Origin of the sequence: Brevibacterium senegalense (assembly GCF_000285835.1) — a bacterium.
Taxonomy (GTDB): domain Bacteria; phylum Actinomycetota; class Actinomycetes; order Actinomycetales; family Brevibacteriaceae; genus Brevibacterium; species Brevibacterium senegalense.
The window spans coordinates 292,261-313,465 of record NZ_HE978603.1; the positions used below are offsets into that span (position 1 = coordinate 292,261).

At 64.1% G+C, this 21,205-nt stretch carries 10 protein-coding genes and 2 pseudogenes; all 12 read right to left on the reverse strand.

Features of this window, described 5'->3' with window-relative positions:
• Nucleotide 1 precedes the first annotated feature (1 nt).
• Nucleotides 2-1,549 carry a hydantoinase/oxoprolinase N-terminal domain-containing protein gene (locus HGBR_RS09080; protein ID WP_019159026.1) on the reverse strand — a complete coding sequence of 516 codons (1,548 nt, stop codon included), beginning with the start codon at nt 1,547-1,549 and terminating at the stop codon, nt 2-4.
• Nucleotides 1,550-1,650: 101 nt separating this feature from the next.
• Entirely contained in the window at nt 1,651-3,024 is a 1,374-nt protein-coding gene (locus HGBR_RS17270; RefSeq protein ID WP_019159027.1) for a purine-cytosine permease family protein, read from the reverse strand.
• A gap of 251 nt (nt 3,025-3,275) precedes the next feature.
• Nucleotides 3,276-6,283 (reverse strand): annotated as a pseudogene (locus HGBR_RS21195) (restriction endonuclease).
• Between the two features lie 2 nt (nt 6,284-6,285).
• Nucleotides 6,286-7,830, reverse strand: a pseudogene (locus tag HGBR_RS19490) (site-specific DNA-methyltransferase); the annotation flags it as partial.
• 92 nt (nt 7,831-7,922) lie between these two features.
• Nucleotides 7,923-9,200, reverse strand: coding sequence for an AlbA family DNA-binding domain-containing protein (locus HGBR_RS17285; protein ID WP_083882820.1), 1,278 nt, complete (start codon nt 9,198-9,200; stop codon nt 7,923-7,925).
• A complete protein-coding gene (locus HGBR_RS09105) occupies nt 9,197-11,971 on the reverse strand; it encodes a class I SAM-dependent DNA methyltransferase (protein WP_019159030.1) in 2,775 nt (924 codons plus the stop codon). The genes HGBR_RS17285 and HGBR_RS09105 overlap by 4 nt, the downstream gene beginning before the upstream one ends.
• Entirely contained in the window at nt 11,968-15,270 is a 3,303-nt protein-coding gene (locus tag HGBR_RS09110) for a helicase-related protein (protein ID WP_019159031.1), read from the reverse strand. The genes HGBR_RS09105 and HGBR_RS09110 overlap by 4 nt, the downstream gene beginning before the upstream one ends.
• The gene (locus tag HGBR_RS09115) at nt 15,270-15,701 is read right to left on the reverse strand and encodes a hypothetical protein (protein WP_019159032.1); all 432 of its coding nucleotides are present in this window, start codon (nt 15,699-15,701) and stop codon (nt 15,270-15,272) included. Before HGBR_RS09115 ends, HGBR_RS09110 begins: the two co-directional genes overlap by 1 nt.
• A complete protein-coding gene (locus tag HGBR_RS09120) occupies nt 15,698-17,545 on the reverse strand; it encodes a site-specific integrase (RefSeq protein ID WP_083882821.1) in 1,848 nt (615 codons plus the stop codon). Before HGBR_RS09120 ends, HGBR_RS09115 begins: the two co-directional genes overlap by 4 nt.
• Nucleotides 17,542-19,290, reverse strand: a complete 1,749-nt coding sequence (locus HGBR_RS09125) for a hypothetical protein (protein ID WP_019159034.1) — start codon at nt 19,288-19,290, stop codon at nt 17,542-17,544. The genes HGBR_RS09120 and HGBR_RS09125 overlap by 4 nt, the downstream gene beginning before the upstream one ends.
• 11 nt (nt 19,291-19,301) lie before the next feature.
• Nucleotides 19,302-20,699: a tyrosine-type recombinase/integrase gene (locus tag HGBR_RS09130; RefSeq protein WP_245533309.1), complete on the reverse strand. Its 1,398-nt coding sequence runs from the start codon at nt 20,697-20,699 to the stop codon at nt 19,302-19,304.
• A gap of 25 nt (nt 20,700-20,724) precedes the next feature.
• A complete protein-coding gene (locus tag HGBR_RS09135; protein ID WP_019159036.1) occupies nt 20,725-21,183 on the reverse strand; it encodes a hypothetical protein in 459 nt (152 codons plus the stop codon).
• Nucleotides 21,184-21,205: the final 22 nt, after the last annotated feature.

Genomic DNA, 21,205 nt, shown 5'->3' on the forward strand with positions numbered 1-21,205 from the left:
CTCAGGCCCCCATTTCCAGGTCGCCCACGGCCTTCGCCCGGATGCGCGTCGCGTTGCCGGGCAGATACGGGATGGGGACCTCGTCGAAGTCGATGATGGACACGGTCGACGGCTTGGCACCGGCCGCCACGGCCAGGTCGACGGCCTCGGCGCGGACCTCGGCGATCTTCGCCTCGCGCTCACCGGCGCTGAATGCGTAGACCTTGTCGATCTCACCGCCCACCTGGGCGATCGAGGCACCGATCGCGTTGGCGACCGCATAGTTCTCCGGCCGGGTGACCGCACCGAACAGGGGAAGGGTGTCCGGCAGCAGGATGGAGCCGCCACCCACCACCACGACGGGAATGGGGTCAGGAGATGTGCGCATCCGGTCGACGGCCTCGGCGATCCGCTCTGCGATCCGGCTCAGTACGCGCTGCACGAAGGCGGGGTCCAGGTGGGCGACCTTCGAAGGGTCGCCGATCGACGCGGCACCGGACGCGACCGCGATGTCCGTGGCGGTGAGGGTCGAGCCGCCGAAGACCAGGGCCTCCTCCGTGAGCCGGTAGCCGACGGACTCCGGGCCCACCTCCGCGGTCTCCACGTCGACGATGCTGCCGCCCCCGATCCCGATCGACAGGACGTCGGGCATGCGGAAGTTCGTGCGGATCCCGGCGACCTTGACCTCGTTCGCGGTCTCACGCGGGAAGCCGTTAATGAGCAGACCGATGTCTGCGGTGGTGCCTCCCACGTCCACAACCGCGCAGGTGTCCAGGCCGGAGGTGAGTGCGGCGCCGCGCATGGAGTTCGTGGGGCCGGAGGCGAAGGTGGCCACCGGGTACCGGCGGACGTACTCCTCGTCCATGAGCGTGCCGTCGTTCTGGCTCAGGTAGATCGGAGCGTCGATTCCCTGCTTGCGCACGGCGGCGGCCAGGCCGTCGACGATCTCCGAGGCGAGCTCGCGCAGGGCGGCGTTGATGATCGTCGCGTTCTCGCGCTCCAGTAGGCCGATCCGGCCGATCTCGTGGGACAGCGAGATCGCGACGTCGTCTCCCAGTTCCTCCGAGATGATCCGGGCTGCCTCGACCTCCAGGTCGTGGTTGACGGGGCTGAAGACGGAGGACACCGCGACGGACCGGATGCCGTGGGCCGCCATGTCGCGGGCGTGCTCGCGCAGCTCGTCCGGATCGAGAGGGGAGATCGGGCGGCCGTCGAACTCGTAGCCGCCGTGGGCCAGGTAGACCTGCGCCTGGATAGCCTCGGAGAGGTTCTGAGGCCAGTCGACCAGCGGGGGCAGCGCCCGGGTGGCGGGCAGTCCCAGGCGCAGTGCGGCGGTGGGTGCCAGGCGCTTGGCCTGGACGAGTGCGTTGATGAAGTGCGTCGTGCCGATCATGACGGACTCGATGTCCGCATCGTCGAACGGGTGGTCGGACCGCAGGCCCTCGATCGCCTCGATGATCCCCGTCGTGACGTCTGCTGTGGTGGAGTGCTTGATGCCGGTGAGGGTCCGGGTGCCGTCCATGAGAACGGCGTCCGTGTTGGTGCCACCCACGTCGATGCCGATGTGCATGCTGAATGCTCCTCTGAAGTGTTGTGTCTGAGGTGTGGAGCCCGTCGAGGGCTGAGGTGTGAGTCGCCTGGCGGAGTCACTGTCGCGCAAGCGGCCGGGGATCACGCGCTGCGAGGCGCCACTGTCTCGTCAGGAGCAGTGGCCTCAGCGGCGGCGCGAAGCCGCGTGGGCGCATGGCCCAGCCCGCGGACCCAGCCCAGCTTGCCGGCGATGATGTAGAGGACCATCGAGGTGGCCAGCGACAGCAGCGGCGGGATGCCCCAGGTGACGAAGTAGCCCAGCACCGCGGAGACGAACCAGATGATGAGAGTGGCGGGGACCCACCGGGGAGCGGCTACGGGTAGCACCCCCCGGACGCGGGACTCGTCGAGGTCGGCCCGCCAGCGCTTGACGATGAAGTACTCCGCGACCATGATGCCCGCGATCGGGGGGAAGGCGACGCCAAGGACGGTGAGGAAGTCGGTGAAGCGGCCCAGGATGCCAGCTGCGGCCAGCACAGAACCCACGACGCCCAGCACGATGGTGGCCGAGACGCGGTTGAGGTCGCGGCGGAGCACCGTGGAGAAGAAGTTCACCAGGCCCAGAGTCGACGAGTAGAGGTTCCAGTCGTTGATCTTCAGGGTGCCCGAGATGATGATCAACAGGCCGACGAAGCCCACGGACGACGTCACGATCGCGACGATGTCGCCGCTGAGTGCGGCGTGCGACAGCAGCACGCCCGCCATGCCGATGACGACCTCGCCCAGGGTCACGCCCACGACGGTCTGCTTGACGACGTCGCCGGCGGAGCGGTTGAAGCGGGTCATGTCAGAGGTGATGATCGCACCGACGATGAGGCCGCCGGCCACGATCGCGGTTCCCGCAGCAATGCTCATGGTGGGACCAGGCGCGGGCATCGTCATGAGCTCCATGAAGTCGTGCTGGGTGAGCTCGCTGATGACGGCCCAGCCCACCAGGATGAGGAACAGCGGGACGGTGATGTTCGCCAGCCACTGCATGCCCACGAAGCCCACCGCAACGATCGCGGTGACGGCCAGGCCGAAGAGCAGGCTCCACAGCCACATCGGCATGACACCCGGCATGAGGGTGTTGAGCGACTCTGCGGAGATCGCGGACTGGATGCCGAACCAGCCGATGAGGCTGATGCCGATCGCCAGGCCAACAAGCGAGGCGCCGATCTCTCCGAAGCCGGTCCAGCGGGCCAGGAGCGAGGTGTTGAGCCCCTCCTTCTGCCCGATGATGCCGACGATGACGATGATGACCTCGAGCAGGACGGAGCCCAGGATCAAGGCGAGGAACGCCTCACCGGCCGTCATCGCATAGCCCAGCGTCGCGCCCAGGAGGAACTGGGAGAGGGCGGAGACCTGGCCGAAGCGCTGGACGGCGATGCCGAACCAGTGCTTCTGCTTGTCGGGTGTCACGCGCGCGAGCGCGAAATCATCAGCGTGCTCCTTGGCACGTACGTCATCAGCCATCGGCGGTCCTTTGCAAGCGATGTGACCCAGAGCAGCCGGCGCGGAAACCGCGCTGCGGTGGGTTCGGACCAGAACAGTGTTGCGCGCGACACAGTGCACGCGAAATGGTCATGATGCACTGATTAGCCCGACCGATGTGCGCCTCGCACAGACGTGCAGGTCTCCACGCTGCCGACGATCTTTACCCGGCTACCCACACGTCCATTTGAGCATTTAAGTCTCCGACCACCCCGCGCCACCAATGTCGAGCCTTAAAGCCTCCAGTTGCTCGGGACCGCAACCGCGTAGTCCGGAACGCCGATCGCCTTGAAGTGCTGACTGGCGGCCATGATCTTCGCGTTCTCTGTCGGGCGGCGTTTGTTCTCGTCGTCCGCACTCTTCGTCTCGCGGATCATGTAGACACGTTCTTCGCCCTGCTCGTGCTTGACGATCGCCCAGTCGGGGTTATACGGGCCAACTGGAGTATCGATTTTGAACCTGTCCGGCAACTTCATGAAGAACTTTATGTCTTCACGACTGTCCAGCAGTTCAGCAAACAGCCGTTCAGGCTCCGAGTCAAAACCACATAGTCGAAAATCGATTTGCTGTCGTTCTCAACCTTATACATCTGATCAAGAAAGCGCTCTTTTTTCGCTTCTCCGTCTGAGCGAAGCTCGCGGAACTCATAGACTGATCCCGCAATCTTCTCATACTGGACACCTTCGACCACAAGTTTCGCAAGCTCGGTCTGCATGATCCGCTTCGCCAAGGTGATGAAATCGTTGGGATTGTCAATGAACTCCCCCAACCTTTCTGTGCCAACGAGAATATCGACGATCGTCTTGCGCGTCAATGAGGTCGATTCCTGGAGTTCACTGACGATGTCAGGCAAGTCGTAGCTTCCCTTCAGATTCACCGACCGAGAACCGATCTCGCCCCCCCTTCGCCCCGCCACGCAGCACCTTGACACCCGCGCGCGTCACCTCGATCCGCAACGGCTCGATCGCTGGCGCGCCTTTGATCGCCTCGATGGAATTGTCAATGATTCTCTGCCGGTCGACGTTGACCTTGTAGGTAGTGCGTTGGCTGATTGCCTCCCAAAACTTCTCAAACTCAGGGTTAGCATACAACTCTTTGTTAAACCTGCGGCCACGGCGGTTTACGATTGGCTTAATATACTTTCCCATATTCGCGCGGCTCATCAACTCAATGATCTCGGACTCGTATTGCGCATAACCTTGAGGCAGGTCGAGCGTGAACCCCGCTACGTTCGGCTGAAACTTCGAAGTCACGGCACCGTCGTCGATAAAGCCCTTTGCATCCAGGAAGTTCCAAACATCCACAGAACGCTCATATCCAAACATCTCATCAGTTGTGATCCCCGTGGCATCCAGCAGCGGGATCCGGGAGAACTCCGCCTTGCGCACACGCCCGATCTCAACACCCGCATCCTTGTATTCCTTCTGGAGCGCGTCGGCGTAATGTTTGTACGACTCGTTCGCCACCACGGTCAGCGTCGCGATGCCACGATCGGCAACACGTCGTAGCCGCCTTCGCTCTTCGCGACCGGCAGACGTAGACCACGCCCGAGCGTCTGGCGCCGTTCCGTCTCCGCGCCCATTTCGCGGAGGGTACAGATCTGGAAGACGTTCGGATTGTCCCAGCCCTCGCGCAAGGCAGAGTGGCTGAAGATGAACCGTGTCGGTTCGTTCTCGTCGAGCAGGCGTTCCTTGTCCTGCATGATCAGCTCGTAAGCGTCGTCGTCGGCCTTGGTGGTGCCGGACGTATCCTGGAACGTATCGGCGGCGCCCTTCTTGCCCTTGAGGACAGAGAAGTAGCCGCGACGCAACTCGGCCGGATCCTGCGGGAGCAACTCCTGCGACTGCGGCGACTTGGCACGCTCCTCGCGGAACAGCTCGTCGAACCACTGCACAAACTGACCGTTCGCATCGTTGTTGTTCGAGCCGTCGCCGAGAAAGCCCTCGACCTTGTCTATGAAGAAGAGGCTGAGGACCTTGATGCCCTTGGGGCGCAACTGGGTCTCCTTGCGCAGGTGCTCCTTGATCGTCTCGCGGATCATCTCCTTGTAGATCGCGCCCGACGATCCTCCGATGCTCTCTCCCTGATACAGGTAGCCGTGCAGCGTCAGGTCGACGCACGCGGGCTCGATACTCATCTCGTTGACGCGCCAACCGTCGTACTGCGCGTTGCCTGTAAGTCGAGCGTCGGATAATTCCCGGTTCTGGTTCTGCTTGACCGTCACCACCCGGCGTTCGAGTGAGCCGTCAGCCTTGCGACACGACAGCTCCAGCCGGGCAACCCAGCCCTTGTCGTTTTTGACTTCGACCAGCTTGATGTACGGCGTCGCATCGGCGCCTTGCTGCTGCACATCGGCCACCACGATTTGCTTCACCAGACCGAGATCGTGCGCGTCGACCGGATCCAGCCGATAGACGACGTTGCGGAGCTTCTTATGCGTCGCGCTGTAGCGCAGCGTGAATACCGGGTCCAGTTCGCTCACCGCCGACTGCGAGAGCAGGGATTCCATGTTCTGTGGCTCGTCCATGATGACGACGGGATGCGTCGCCTTTAGGTAGTCGATTGGTTTGAGGCCGTTCAGCTTGTCGCGCGTCTGGTGGATGATGCGCGTCGCCGCGTTTCCACGGATCGAGTCGATCGTCATGACCATGATCTGGACGTTGGTCGACGTCGCGAACGACTGCACTTCCTCGGCCGTCTTACCGCTGTAGACCGACGAGTCGAAGGTGATGTTGCGCTTCTTATACAGGTTCTCGAAATGCGAGCGCATCAAGCGGATGCTGGTGTTCACGCCCTCACGGATCGCCACACTCGGCACGAGGATGACGAACTTCGTGAAGTTGTACCGCTCGGCCAGCTCGAAGATTGTGCGGAGGTACACGTAAGTCTTACCCGTACCCGTCTCCATCTCGATATCGAAGTCGAGCGCTGAGTCGTCAAAGAGCTTCGAGGCGACCTCGAGGCCATTCTTGTCCTGCACGCGCTGCAGGTTCGCCAGCACCGTGTCGCGGTCGAGCACCAGACGGTTTCCAACGGCACCGACCTCCCGCGAAAGGTCGAGGTCGAGCGTCGCATTCTCCGTCTCAGCGGGAGCGGCTACCTGGCCGCGAAGCATCGTCTCAAGCTTCTCAGCGTCCTTCGGCTGCCGGTCGAACAGGTCGACGACGGACTTAATCGCGTCGAGCTGGTAGGGCTGACTGGCGTCGAACTTGAATCCGCTGCTAGGTGTGTTGTCTCCCATGATCAAGCCGTCCAAAGTTCGATGCTCTTGCTCTTGCAGAGCTGAGCTAGGTTGGTTTTGAGTTGGTCGTCACCCTGGAATGCGTCCTCGAGAACGATAAGTCGAACAGGTTCCGCGTCCACCACTGCCTGCAGCTGCTCGAGCGTCGGCTTTACCCGCTCGTCCAGATAGGCGAGCACGATGCCGTCGCCCACCGAGTGCAGGCCCAGGCCGGCCACGTCGACTGGAGCGATCCGTTCGGTCAGCGAGTAACCCTGCTTAAGAAGGATCTCTGTGAGGAGATCGTCTGTCGAAGCTTCGTCTGCGCTGCTTGACTCGCGAAGATCGAATAAATGTTGCTCGAGTTGATTGCGGTCGACGTCGCTCGACACATTCCACTTCGAGAAGTTGGTATCTGTAAGCGCGAACGCTCTGAATCCTGCATCAAGTGACTGTTCAGAAGCCAGGTCCGCGGAAACCGCTTCTCCCGCTCGCCGTAGACGCGCGCGGGCGATTTCTGCAACCGTATCAAACCCAGCGTCTCGTGCCACGGAGCCGTTGGGTGTCGGCTCAGGAAGTTGTACCGCAATCCACTGACGAGCGCCTCTATCGCGGAGCTGCGCCAACCACGCCCCATGCGCCGTGCTTCCTGACCCCGCAAAAAAATCAAGTATGATATCGCCAGCTCCACTTCCAGCTTCGATGAAATCGGCGAGTAAGAAAGGTGACTTTGGCGCCTGAAAAATCTTTCCCGTACCGCCAAACAAGTCATTAAACGCACGCTGACCGGAATCGGTCGTATGCTCCTTCTCAGCGAGCAACGACTTCAACTTTCGCCGCGCCCCTTCAGCATACTCCTTCACGAAAATTTGGATTCGACAACCAGCCTCACGCCCAACTAGTGACTCGGACTCGGCAGTTGCCTTGGGCCGTCCCCATGTCCAGCAGCCCTCGAAACCGTCGTTCCACAGCGGGAAGACCTCAGTGCGATCAGCAGCTCCTTCCGTGTACACCTTTCCCGCTGGGTCGACATAAAGTGGATAGTACTGATTCGGTCGATTGAAGCGACCAAACTCCCGGTGCGAGTTGCGCAGGCCCAGCGTTCGGTACATTCCACGCTCATCTTTGTAAGGGTACTCAGACTCCAGCTGCTCGCGTGGCTTCGCTATCGACAACGCGCCTACGGGCAATTCTCTCTTAGAGTAAACCAATGCATATTCGTGGTTTGTTGCGAAGTGCTTATCTTGCGCTCGGCCACGGGGATTATTCAGAACGGCGAGCTGCGCAACAAAGCTCGACTCCCCGAACACTTCATCGAGCATCTGACGAAGATGGCCGACTTCGTTCTCGTCAATAGACACGAAAATTACGCCGTCGTCAGTCAACAGATTCCGCGCGAGCTTTAGTCGCGGGTACATCATGTTGAGCCAGTTGGAATGGTAGCGCCCCTCGGTGTCAGCGTTGGTCGAGAGCTTCTTACCCTCCTCGTTGACCTGGCGCGTCCACTCGAGGTAGGTATCGAGGCCCTCTTTGTAGTTGTCCGGGTAGACGAAGTCTTTGCCCGTGTTGTACGGAGGTTCCCTCTATCGTTCGGATGTGTTGCACTCGCGCTGCTCGACCCCTCTTCCTACCTCGAGGCTCGGCGTCGGGGGCCTGACTGTCACTGGTGTGTTGAGCCCTCGATGGAGTGCAGGTACTGAACGCCGCCCTGGTTGACCACGTCTAGGGCCACCTCACGGAGCTGATCGACGAAGGCATCAGTTCCCGTTCCTGTGTTGACAACCGCCTCTACAGGGACGAATTGATAGATCGGGGAGGCGTACTCGGGGTCCAGATAGTGGCCCCCCAGGTGACGATCCGGGATACGCAGCAGGATCGGGATGTCCGATTGCCGACGAAAGTCGATGGCCGTCTCATAGGCGGACAAGCCGAGTTCACCAGCGGTCAGCCGAACCAACGCAAGAAAGTCTGCGATGAAGGTCTCTACTCGATCAGAAGCGACCTCATGAGGACCGAAGAAGGTGTTGGCACCGCCCCTACCGTTACCCATCGCGGAAGCGAGGACCACGGTGCCGCTGTCGAAGATCTGAGCTTGTGCCTCCCTCCAGCGCGTCGTCTCACCGCTCCTGCCGAAGCCGGCCACCCATCGGCGAAGGCCGGGACGAGGGTTTGAGCGATCCAGCCACTCCAGAGGGTGAACCTTGACGTGGACCCACGAGTCAGCGAGTTTGAGAGCACCGTCCAGGACTGCTTGCACCTGCTCGCGTGCAAGTCGTTGAGAGTAGGTCGCTTCTCCAACCGGGCGGGCGATCGCCCCTATCCACAGGGCACCGTCGGGCTCGGGCCTGATGGCCTGGCCAAGGATCTCTCGCAACTCGGACTTGCGCTCACTTCGAGCATTGAATCGTGCCCGGTAGGCCGACTCAAGCATGCGTTCCGTCATCCAGGCGGTGTCTGGTCCGTTGCGATACGGCGCTCTGAAGCTGTCTCCGACGAAGATTAGGTGCGGAGCCTCGTTGGTAGTAGGCACGACGACCGCCAGACCGTATCGCCTGCCGTCTGTGAATGTATGCACCGCGAGATTCAGGATCGGCGGCGATACACGGTTGAGAGCTACCCGACGCAGATCGCGCACATAGGTATCCGCGGAGAAGTCGGGCGAGACACCAGGGGCCTCGGCCGCGCGTGAGCCGTTGTCGCGGATACCGAAGACCAGCATCCCGCCGCCGGAGTTGGCCATCGCAGCGAGGTCCTTCGCGAGATCGGACTGCGCGAGAGCGGATGCCGACGGTGGATCGAGCTTGAAGTCGAGGTCTGCCTTCTCCTCGAGGTTCGCTTCGACGGCGGCATCGAGGAAGTTGATGGTGAGCGGCTCAGGGTCTCGACCTAGCCATCGATGGAGCGGGGTGAACACTGAAGAAGTGGTCGAAGCGCTCATCGACGGTGGCCTCGAATCGTGGAGGTCGCCGCGCTAGCGGAGAGAACCTCGTACGCCTCGAACAGGAGCCGCTGCCGTTCGACCAACCCTGGGTTTCGACTCACCGCACCGAAGGCTTCGTCGACAAGCACGTCGACTCGGTCATGGGCGCTTCGTAGGTCAGCGGGCATGGCCTCGGGTCGGTACAGCTCGGCAAGCGTCCGGTCCTCGTGGGCGTCGCGGGCGAGTTCGATGGCCTTGCCGCCTTGGATGATCGCCTCTCGTGCGTCGGGTTCGAGTTTAGGGATGGGGAGGTTGTTCCAGACGATCGTGTTGGAGAAGCGGAGGCGTGACTCTAGTCTTCCGCCGACCGTGGCCTGCCAGGCCATGAACATCGCTGAGGAGATGAGAGGGAAGAGGATCCCGTCTGGATCGCCAGCGGTGAACGCGGCGTTGCTGGTGATCGTGCTGGGGTCGACCCTGCGCACGGGGTAGTACTCCCGCTGCTCGCTGGAAACGCCGGGGATGACGAGGTACGGCTTCTCGTAGAGGGCCGGGCGTTGACCGAACAGGTGTGGAGTCTCAGCCATCTTGCGCGTGCTGGACGCCGTGCTCTTCAACCTGAACTGGCGCACCGCCTCCACCCTCTCCGAGAGGATACTGCTGCGCTCAAGGTCATCTTGGTCAAGGTCTGTGAGCCACAGGCACCAACGTTCCTTCCCGCGCAGCAACTCCTCCGCGCCGATAAAGGGCCTCAGGTACTTGCGAGCAACAGGGTCGCTGTGAACCTCGTCGTACTCGTCGGGCAGGACGACGAGGTTGCCGTCGTCGCGGGGCATGTTTCCGAACGTAGCTTCGGGGAGATCTGGGACAAGGGGTTTGGAGCGCTTGGTGATGAAGACGTTGGGGCCCTCGACCAGGTAGGCGTTGATCGTGCTGACCTGACGCTCGGTCGTTGTGCCATCCAGGGCGTAGTCGAACAGTCTTGGTTTGGCCCTTCCCAGATCTTTCGTGAAGCCGACGATGACACAGTGAACTGCTGCCTTCCCGACCGCCTCGGACGTCCACGGGAAGGTGCGGTGGGCGAACTTGATCTTCCAGCCGGCGTCGAAGATCGGCCCGAACAGGTGCGGGACCGGGTCGCCTTGCGTCACAGAGTTCGTGGTGACGAACGCGAAGAGACCGTCGCGGCCATGGAAGTAGCGCAGTGCCTGGGCGTGCCACCCGGTGACGTAGTCGAGACGGCTGATGTCGTCCTTCCCCCAAGCTTGGCGTAGATCTTCGGCCTGTTCCTCGGTGCGTGTGGCATGCCCGAGAAAGGGCGGGTTACCGGCGATTACCACGTCTCCCTCAGGGGGGCATACGTTGGCCCAGTCCTTCCGCAAGGCGTTACCGACGGCGATCGTGGCCTGCTCCTGGATGGGTAGCCGATCCGGGGCGTGGCCGAGGGATGCGGTGAGTTTGAGGTCGCACTGCCTGTCGACAAGGAACATCGCGGTCTCGGCGATACGGGCGGGCCACTCGTCGATCTCGATGCCGTAGAAACGGTCCAAGGAGACCTTCAGGCCCACGTTGGCCAGGAGCATCGGGTTGTCCCCGGTGATCTCCTGGAGGCGTTCCATGATCGCCAGCTCGAGGTCGCGTAGCTCGCGGTACGCGACGATGATGAAGTTTCCGCATCCGCAGGCGGGGTCCAGGTACCTGATTCGGCCGAGTTTCTCTCGGAGCTTGCGGAGCCGGTCGGCCTCGTACTTGCCCAGCGTTCGGACGTGCTCGAACTCGGCGCGGAGGTCGTCCAGGAAGAGTGGGTTGAGGGTCTTGAGGATGTTCTCCTCGGAGGTGTAGTGCTCCCCGAGCTGCCGGCGGGTCTCTGCGTCGCGGACGGACTGGAACATAGAGCCGAAGATGGCAGGGCTGATACTGGCCCAGTCGCGGTCGCATGCTTCCAGCACGGTGGTACGAAACTCCGCGTTGAGCACGGGGAGGGTGACTCGCTCGGTAAAGATGCGCCCGTTGACGTAGCGGAATCCCCTGAGGCCAGCTGGCGTGGTGTCACGTTGGTCGTCGGGGGTGTCGAGGTAGGTGAACAGGGCGCTGAGCTGGGCTCCGATGTCGGAGCCGTCAGGCTGGGTGTGGTCACGGATGAAGGTGCTGAAGAGGTCGGGTTCCCACATGTCGGTGTCGTCGCCGAACATGAGGAAGAGGATGCGGGCGAGGGTGACGGAGATCTCGTGGTCTCGCTCGGTCCGGAGTGTGGTCTTGGGGTAGGCCTTCTCCATGGCTGCGTAGAGACGGGCCATGAGTTTGGAGGCGTGCTTGGTCTCGTTCTTTACCTCGACGTCGAAAGCCTGACGGACCTTGGCCAGGACGGCGTTGCTGTCCAGGATCACGTCGTAGGGAAGACGAATGACGTCGAGCTTCTCGGCGAACCGGGGGTCCGCGTCCCCGTTGCGGTGTCTGTGCCGGCTCAGCCTTGTTGTGGTGGTGCTGCCGGCTGCTCGCCTCACGGGCCAGCGCCACACCTGCTCGGTGTCGTCGTGGAAGATCAGGATGCGGTCGGTGCTGGTCTTAGCCAGGTGCTGGTCGAGGGCGGCTTCGAGTTTTGAGTCGGGCTGCTCGTTGACGACCCAGACGCGCAGGCCCTTGTGCGAGGAGACGTTGGTGGCTGTGACCTCATGGCCCTCGTGCTCGACCGTGACCGGTGGCTGGTCGGGCCGGGACCAGTTCAGGTCCTGGATGAACAGCCTCTGGTAGTCACGCTGTTCGGCGCGTTCGATCAGCGAGGTGGTCATGAGTCGGTCACTCCTAGCGAGCAGACGATCTTGATGGTGTCGGTGTCGGTGGCCCCGATGACGAGCCTGTCCTCGTCGTGAAGCTGGTTGATCAGGTCGGCAAGGTCGTCCAGGCTGTACTTGTTGCGCCTCGCCTGACTCAGCCGCATGTTTGCGTGCTCGGTCAGAGGCCGGGCGTGCAGGGCGTCCAGCGCGACGGAGGCCTTGTCCCCGAAGACGGTCCCTCCAAGGCGCAGCCAGGCCCACTTGCGCACACCCTTGAGGTTGCCCGCGGCGATCGTCTCGGTCTTCAACGGCCCCTGGACCAGGGCGGTCTCCCGGTCGAAGTGGTCCGGGCGTAGCGGCGCGGTAGGGGTTGTCGGTTCGGCCCGGAAGATACGCAACGCCTCCAACGGGGTGAGGATCCGCTCTTGGACACCGTGGTCAGTGACCGTCGCGGTGGCGAACGCGTCGACGCCAGAACCCGTGGAGATGTAGCAGGTGACACCACCATGGCTCTCGTCCATGTACTGGTCGCGGGTGGAGTGGACCATGTCCTGCAGTTTGAGCACCTTGGCCGTGACCTGTGGGTGCTTGTCCTGGGCGTTGGACCAGACCAGCCAGGCTTCGCTGACCGAGTCGACCTCGGCCTCATCGTCGCTGTCGTCCTCGCTGACCTTGCCCTTGTAGAGGTCATCGAGGATCTTGATCTCCTTGTCGCCCCCGAAGAACTTCTCGTCCGAGCCGAACGCCTCGGCAGAGGCACCGAGCCGTGACTTGATGCGCTGCCTCAGCTGGATCTGCTCCTCGATGTTCTCGTGCGTGATCAGGTAGAGGTTGACGGTGTCGGACTTCTGCCCGATGCGGTCGACACGACCGGCGCGCTGGATGATCCGGATGATGGCCCAGGGCAGGTCGTAGTTCACGATGATGTGGCTGTCCTGCAGGTTCTGGCCCTCGGAGAGCACGTCGGTAGCGACGAGCACGTCGATGGGCTGCTCGACCTGGACCGGGACGCTTGGGTCTTCCGAGGGAAGCCGGTTGGAGTTCGGGGAGAACCGGCGCGCGAGCTCGGCAGGGTTGTCCGTGTCGCCGGTGGCTAGGCCCACGTTCTCGATGCCGGCTTCGGCCAGTGCCTTGGCGATGTAGTCGGCGGTGTCGCTGTACTCGGTGAAGACCAGGACCTTCTCCCCGGGGTGCTCGTTGGTGAGCAGGTCGACCAGCACGTTGATCTTAGAGTCCCGGGTGGGATCCCAGTCCCCGAACCGTTCCAGCAGCCACGTGATCGTCTCGTTGTCCTTGACCAGGTCGTGGCGCAGGGTGGGCTTGAAAACGGTCGCGTTGACCCACTTGGTCTTGGCCGGCAGGGACTCCACGAGGCTCTTGTACCGGGTCTCGATGCTGCCGTGCAGGCTGCCGTCGGTCTCGAAGTCCTCGTCGGTGACGTTGATCTGCTTGTCGGTGAACGACCCCAGCGGGATCCGCAGCTGGTTGTCGATCGCGTGGATGAACAGCTCGTTGCGGGCCCGCTGTCGCTGCAGAGACAGGATGAAGGAGTACCCGGAGGAGGACAGACGCTTGAACAGCCCGATCCGCACAAAGCCGCTGACGTTGCCCCGGCCGGAGCGGATGTCGTCGAGGTTCTTGGTGTCCTCCTCGGTGTGCGCAGCCTTGGGGTTGTCGTAGTCGGCGAGCCGGTACCGGGGGAGGAGCAGGTCGCGGACGGCGTCCAGGGTGGTCTCGTCCTCCATCAGCGCCGCGGGGTCATCCTCGGCGAACTGGTGGCTGACGGGGGTGGACACGCGGGTGGGGAAGTGGAACCTCTGCCCGTTGGCGAACTGCAGGTACTCCCGCTCGACGGGGGTTCCGTCCGGGCCCGGGACGGTCTCCTTTTTGGCGGTGCGCTTGATGAAGGAACGCGTGCGGCGCACGAGGTGGTCGCTCATCAGGCGTTTCCAGTCTTCGGGCTCCTCGGACTTGCGGAACGCGGTGAGGGTGTTGATCTTCCCGTCGACCTTGGTCCGCAGGTTCGGGTCCTTGCGCAGCGCCTCGGTCGGGACGATGCCCAGGTCGTCGTCCTCGTCGATGTACAGGCCGATCTGGTTGGCTACGTCGGTGAACGCCAGGTTGTATGGGGTGGCGGTCAGCAGGAGGACCTTGGAGCTGTTGGCGCGGATGTACTGGTGGATCGCGTCGTAGGCGATGGTGGAGTTGCTCCGCAGGTTGTGCGATTCGTCGCAGATGACCAGGTTGAACCGCTTGAGCTCGGGCAGGACCTTGTCGGCCATGGAGTAGGGCACGACTCGCCCGTTGATGTCGTACTCGTCGAGGTGCTTCTCCCACATCGGCTGGAGGTTCTTCGGGCACAGCACGAGGGTGGAGTAGTCCTCGGCGGCCTGCAGCATCAGTGCGGTCGCCACCGCTGTCAGCGTCTTGCCCAGACCGACGACGTCACCGAGCATGGTGCCGCCGCGGCGCACGATCCTTCTCGAAAGGGTCCGCACGGCGCTCTCCTGGTAGTCCAGCAGCAGGTCGCTCATCGACTTCGGCAGCACGTAGCCCATCCCGTCCCGGGCGTCCTGGGACAGCGAGTGGCAGACCTTGAGGTACACCTCGAACGGAGTCGCCTGGTCCTCGTCCGCCCACGAGTTCGCGATCAGGTCGATGATCTCGGCCGTGATGTCGAGAGAGAACGAGTCTTGCCAGCGCTCTTCGAACCAGGCAGCGAGCTTGTCGGTGGCATCGGAGTCCTGCACATCGATGTTCAGCTCGAGGTTGCGGTTGAGCCCAGCGCCGGTGAGGTTGGAGGAGCCCACGTAGCCCCACCTCGAGCCGTGCTTCTTGTCGGGTGCGTGGAAGATGTACGTCTTGCCATGCAGGGGCTTCTCGGTGAACACCTTCATCGCCACCAGGCCCTGCTCCAGCTGGCGCTTCAGGGTCTGCAGCGTCTGCTGTCCCTCGCGCGTCGCCAGGCCACGCATCAGCTGCGTGCGTAGATGGGCGACCAGCTGGTCACGGCGGGCGATCGCCCGCTCCCGGTCATGAACATCTGACCCGTACTCAGGAGGTTGAACGTCGTCCTGGAGCATGTCGAGAAGCTGCTGCGAGTCGGCCGGGGCGACCATGCCAACCAGGACCCGCGCGGCCGGGGGGCCGCCCTCGCTCACAGTCTTGGTATCCACGACATCGGCCATGTTCGACCATCCGCGCAGGTCGATGTACCCGGTCGCCACGTCCACGGTGTCGAAATCGTCCATGGAGTCCCGCAGCGCGGGGCCGAGGCGGGTTGCGTCGGTCAGGTTGTCGAAGATGTTGGGCACTACTGGTTCCCCTCGGTCGGCGGATCGGTCTGGTCAGGTACCGGACGAAGCCGGGGTGAGCCGGCCACGATCGGTGGTTTCGAAGGGCGAGCGGCCTCGAGGGCCTCGACCGCGATGTGCTGCTCGAGCATCGCGATAGTCCCCTTCGTTGTCCGAAGCTGTTCACGCAGGCGGCGGTTCTCACTCGTCAGGGTCTCGACGCGTTCCTTGAGCACCCTGACGGGTTCGGGGTCGGTGCCGTGAGCAGCGACCCGGTCGCGGAACTCGACCTGGAGGTCCTGGTGCCGGTGCGTGAGGATCCACCGTTTGACTCCGGCCTCCTCAGCGAGGGACTTGATGGTCAGCTTGCCGTCGGAGCGGACCGGCCGACCGTCCAGCAGCCTGGTAATCGCTTCGCGGATAACGCGCCGTTCTGGCCCGTGCTCGGTCATGGCTGCTCACCACCCGGCGGGTCGTGGGCCGAGACGATGGCTTGTCGCCGGTCGATCTGGGCGCGGATGCGGTGGCGTAGCGGCTCGGGCGTCGTGGGCGCGGCGAGCTCCTCCTGCAGCGTGACCAGTTCAGCCTGGACAGTGGTGATGTGCTCGTCGGTGCGGGCGATGTTGGCGCAGCGGTCGTCGCAGGAGGTCAGGTCCGGGGTGACGGACGCGCGAGTGGCGGTGTCCTTGCGACACAGTGCCTTTCGCGGGTCGAAGCAGCAGGCCAGGGCCTGCTCGGGAGCGTCGTAGACGCGCATGGCCGGGTTCGCCATGAGGGCTGCGGCCTGTTTGGTGGTCAGGGTCAGGCCTTGGAATCGGTCGCGGTACTCGCTGGCCGCGGCACGGTAGCGGGCAGCGGCGGGGCCGCTGACGTGCGGGTGTTCCTGGAGGTGTTCGACGGCACGGTGCAGGGAGTCGCTGACGGCGAAGGCTTCTTCCATCGGGAACAGGTCTCGCAGCCCGGTGGAGACCCTGCCTCCGTACCCGTCGGTGGTGGCCGCGTGCAGGTGCCCGTACTGGACGCCGAGGGCGACCCGGCCCCCGGGGCGGCGGTAGATGAACCACGCCAGGGTCCGGCGCAGCCGCCGCAGGTTGATCGGCCCGTCGGGATCCTCCGGGATCAGGTCGTGGGGGCGTTCCAGCTCGTTGGCGCGCTGGTTGCACCAACTGGTCAGGTGCTTGATCGCCTCATGGACGCGCCTGGATGGCGGTCCGGCAGGATCGAGGATGCCTACGTCCAGGCGGGCTTTGAAGAGAGTGTCGCTGAAGAGCAGGTCATCGGTGTGCAGTCCCTCCATCACGGCGATCGCGTCGGCGACAGGTTTGATGGCGACCCAGGGATGCTCTCGTTCGATTCCCTCGGGGAGGCTCCGACCTGCGGCCGCAGCAGCCTTGTAGGTGCGGCCTCTGATCTCGTAGCCGGTGGCTGACCCGCTAGCGGTGGGTGTGCAGCAACCGCGGCGTAGGCCCAGGACCTCGTCGGCTCGCATCCCGGTCAGGTAGGCCACGGTGATCAGGCACGCAGTGCTGACGGCGCGCCGATGCGCATCGACCTGGTTCTGGCTGAGCTCGCCGCTCCACGGCAAGGAGGTAGTACGTCCGGGCCGGGCAGCGTTCGGGTCCAGACTGATCCGGTGGCGCAGTCGGGGAGCTCCTTCGACTAGGCGCAGGCACCAGATGAGCAGTGCTGACATGGTGGCCGGGTGGACCGGGATGGACTTGTTCTCCGCGGTCCATTCGCTCTTGCCGATGACCTGCTCCATGCCCTCGCGTTCCCAGAAGGGTTGCACCAGCCGGGCGTTCGGGCGCATGTAGGGGCTGAGCAGCCACAGCCGGCTGAGCGCAAAGAGCCGTCGGGACTTGGGGTTCTGCCCGACCGGTGTGGCGGCCACCTCGGTGGCGTACTCGCGCAGGTCCTCCTCGGCGAGCTGGGACAGTTGGGCTGTGCCTCGCGCCGCCAGCCAGTCCAGGAACGGCTGCATGTCGGCCCGCAGGGTCTTCAACGTGGAAGGGGCCAGCCGGCGGCGGACACTGGCCAGCCGGTCGAGCTGCTCCAACGGGGTGTCCTGGGTCAGGGTCAGGTAGAAGAAGTGCTTGATGTCGTCCCGGAGGCTGGCCGGACACCGCTCGAAGTCCAGGCGGATCCACCGCGTGGTCGGTCGCGGGCACAACGGGCTCAGGTCCCAGATGTCGTCCCCGAAGACAGAGCCGCCGGGCACGACGACGGTCCCGGCAGACGGGATCCTGGTGCTTGGGGATGCCGGAAACCCGCCTTCGCGCGCCGCTGGTGTCGTCATGCGTCCAGGTCCCGTCGCAGGAGGCGTTCGATGACTTCTCGGTCGGCTTCGGTGGCCTGGTCACGGGCACCAGCCCGTTCGGCCGGGGTGGTGCTGGACTCGAGGAGGTGGCCCAGCCGGTCCCCGTGCTTCCGGTAACGGACCTCAAAGCGGGCAGGGTCGACCGAGGCGAGGTTGTTCAGCGCCTCGTCCAGCAGGACCAAGAGTGGCAGGTGCGCGGGAGTGGCGACCGCGTTCGGGCAGGCCAGACACATCAGGAAGGAAGCCGTACAGGGATCTCCGTCGGCGCTGTACGGGCTGTGGTTGAAGTCCAGGCACGCTGTCGCCGCGGTGTCCAGACTGCCAGAGAGGACAGCGTCGGCCGTCCCGACCGGTAGGCCAAGGTACTGCACAGGTGCATATCGCAGGCGCACCGTGTCTCTGGCGTGCCCGGCAGCTTCGGCTTGCCCGTCCAGGATCACGTCCTGGTGCAGGCGCGCTGTCAGGGCGTCGGGGCGGCGGTAGATGTCCTCGCTGACCGCCGCAGAGTTCTGGCTGGACTTGCGGTTGATGACCTGCTCGGACAGCCGAAGCCGCCCGAAGTGCACGTGCAGCAGCTGCCCGTCGTCGTCGCGCAGGTCGGCGACCTTGTCCCAACGGCGAGCAGCACCGCCGTTGGTGAACCCGCCGGTCACGAACAACGTGGTGGGGTGGTCGGTGACCCCACAGGAGGTCCCGGCGATCAGCAGGCGATCCGTGGGATGCCCCTGGTGCGCTAGGCACTCCCGGGCGGGAGCGGTGATCGTCAGAGCGGTGCGCAAGGTGCGGGCGTGGGGACCTGAGAAGGAGTTGGTGAAGTACCTGCGGTGCCCCCGTCGTGGCTTGTCCAGGTGAGAGACAAGCACCTCGTCCCGTCCGGGCTCGGAAGCCAGGTCGGGGACCACCATCGACTCCAGGGTCGACAGGTTGTACCCGCGGTCGCACACCAGGGCCGCCATGAGCGACAGCAGCTCCATCCGGCTCGGGAACAGCGCGTAGGTGGGGTGCAGGCCGCCAGTACCCAGGACCACGGCTGACTGTTCAGCGGCCTCGCCCGCGCCGCGGCCGAACCGCAACCGCCCGTCCTGCACGCGCCGCTCAAGAAGAGCGCCCCGAGACAGGGCGGTCTCCTCATACGGAACAAGAGGCCCGTCGTCGTGCCGGACGTCACGATGATGCTCGAGCGCGGCGACGTTCGCCGAGATCCTCGCCTCGCACGCCCGGACGAGCTCGCCGGCTCGGCGACGGATGGCCTCGAACTCGGTCACCGAGTACGAGTCGTACAGCCTCTTTCGGGGTTTATGGGTCCGCTGAGACAGAGCACGCCTCGTCAGAGGACCGACCTCAGGGATCTCCTTCAGAAGGACCCGCATGATGTTCACCTGCCCGGGCCAGCGATTGCGTTCCTCCCGGTCGCTTCGCCAGATCCACCACTGCTCGGGACCGAAATGACTCAGTGTGTCGATGCCAATCCCCAGCCGGTCCAGGCTGCGCAGGAACGCCACCGCGGTCCGGTGCGCGGTGCCCATCGACGCGGCTGAGCGCCACCTGCCCTCCGGCCCGGCGGCCGCGATGAACGCGTCGATCAGCTGCTGACGCACCCGCCCGTGGGCCGGTGCCTGGCTGAAGTCGAACGGGCCGGCCTCCTGCCCGTCCGTGCCGATGACCGAGACCACCAGCCCGGTCGCGTCCAGCCGGTCGGGGCGGCGGTATCCCGCTGCTGGCATTGACACCGGCGTCACGGTGCACCACCGCCGTCGTTGACCAGGCCGGTGGCGGCCAGATGGCGCTGCACGAAGTCGGTGAACTCCTGCTCGCCGGTCGTGGCGTCGTCGGCGTTGAGGAACAGGTCGACCTGCAGACCGGAGACCGGCTCCAAGTAGATGTCCCGGGTCGTCTGAGGATTCGTGTGTCCCAGCAAGGTCTGCACCAGCGTCCAGGGGTCCCCGAAGAGCATCCGGTAGTCCCTGCGTTCCTCCGGTGTCAGACCCATCCGCCGGTCGAACGCGTGCAGCAAGGTGACCAGCATCCGCAGCGCGAACGAATGACGGAGCATGTGCGGGTAGCAGGAGACCGAAACCCCCAGCCGGGCGCAGCGCCGGTTCGCGGCCGCGAAGACCGCCTCCCACGACTCGTACCGCATCGGCAACCCCGAGTCGCCCAAGAACACCATCGCCGGCGCGAGGCCCCCATCCTCCTGCACGAACAGACTGGCGCGGTCACGCCAGTCCAGGTGGTCCAAGGTGACGGTTCGCACCCGCCCATCCCCGTCCCGGACCCGCAGACCGGACCTGTCCTGGCCCACCACGACCAGAGCGCCGGACAAGTCGTCGTACCGTCCCTCACGGCGAGCACGGGACACAGCCTCAGCCCGGGTGGAGGCCATGTAAGCCTCCAGCTGTCGCCGTGCCGACGTGGACATCCAGAAATCCCGGCCCCGCCCCTTGGCAACGCCAGCCCCGAGTCGAGTCCTCAAGAACTGGCCCTGCCCGTCGACTGCGGGCAGCTCCTGCCCCAGCAGCGTGCCAGCCTCACTCAACCTCAACCCGCTGGACCAGAGCAGGTCGGCGAAGGCCCGGCTGCGGCCGTCGTTGCGCCCGCGCCAGGAACGGTCGGCGGTGCCATCAGGAAGCCGGCCCGCAAGCCCCACGTCCCGCCACTGCTGGTACGCGCCAGGAGTCAGCCACTTCACCCGGACCGGGCGAGCGTCCCGGGGACGGAGCGACCGCAGACCCCCACCTCCAGCAGAAGCGACTTCGTCGGCGGCCGGGTCATTGGCGAGCACGCCCCGCTTGTGCTGCCAGGCGAAGAACTTCTTGCACGCCGCCAGCTCGCGACTGAACTTGGCTCCCGAGACTCGATGCTCGTTGTCCGGGTCCCGTCGACGCCAGTACTCAAGATCCAGAAGATCCGACGCTGTCGCATCTCGCCACGACTTTCCCTGCGACTCCAGAAAACTCAGGAAGAGTCGGAGGTCCTTGGCGTAGGACAGCTGCGTCTGCTCCGAGAGCAGCTTGAAGGTCGCTGACGTGAAGAAGGCCAGCACATCGACATCGGGAGCACCGTCCGGTCGGAGCAGGAAAGGCTGTCCTGGGCCGAACCCAGCCGAGCGCTGCCTGGCGACGAGCTCATCCACTCCTGGAAGACCCACCCCTTGCCCCTCAGGCAGCGAGCGACCAAGTCTCCACATCACCGGGGCCGGGCTCGACATGGCCACACACTACACCGCAACACCCCCACTTTCGGGGGAAGGGCGGATCGATGTAGATCATCTTGATCTTGGCATGGTAGTGCTTCTGAAGGATCTTCAATACTTCGAGGTTGTCTCCCTCGATGAAGACGTTCTTAGTCGTATCCCAGTCCTTCGAGTTCTCGAAGTCAGGTCGCAGTGTCGCTGTCGTGGGCTCCTGCGCCGCGCGTAGCGCGCGCTTCTTACCTGGCCAGAACAAACCGAACCGCTCGCTAGTGTCGGCGACGTCGCCGTCCAGCAGTTCCTTGAGCTTCTCTACATCCACTTTGCCATCGGCGATAACCTCCGGCATCAGTTCGGCAAGCTGGGTTGCCAGTTCGGTCCGGAAGTTCGGGGTAGTGGATGGCGTTTCGTGAAGTTCTTCGCTCATCGGTTTTTCCGCTCTCCTTGTT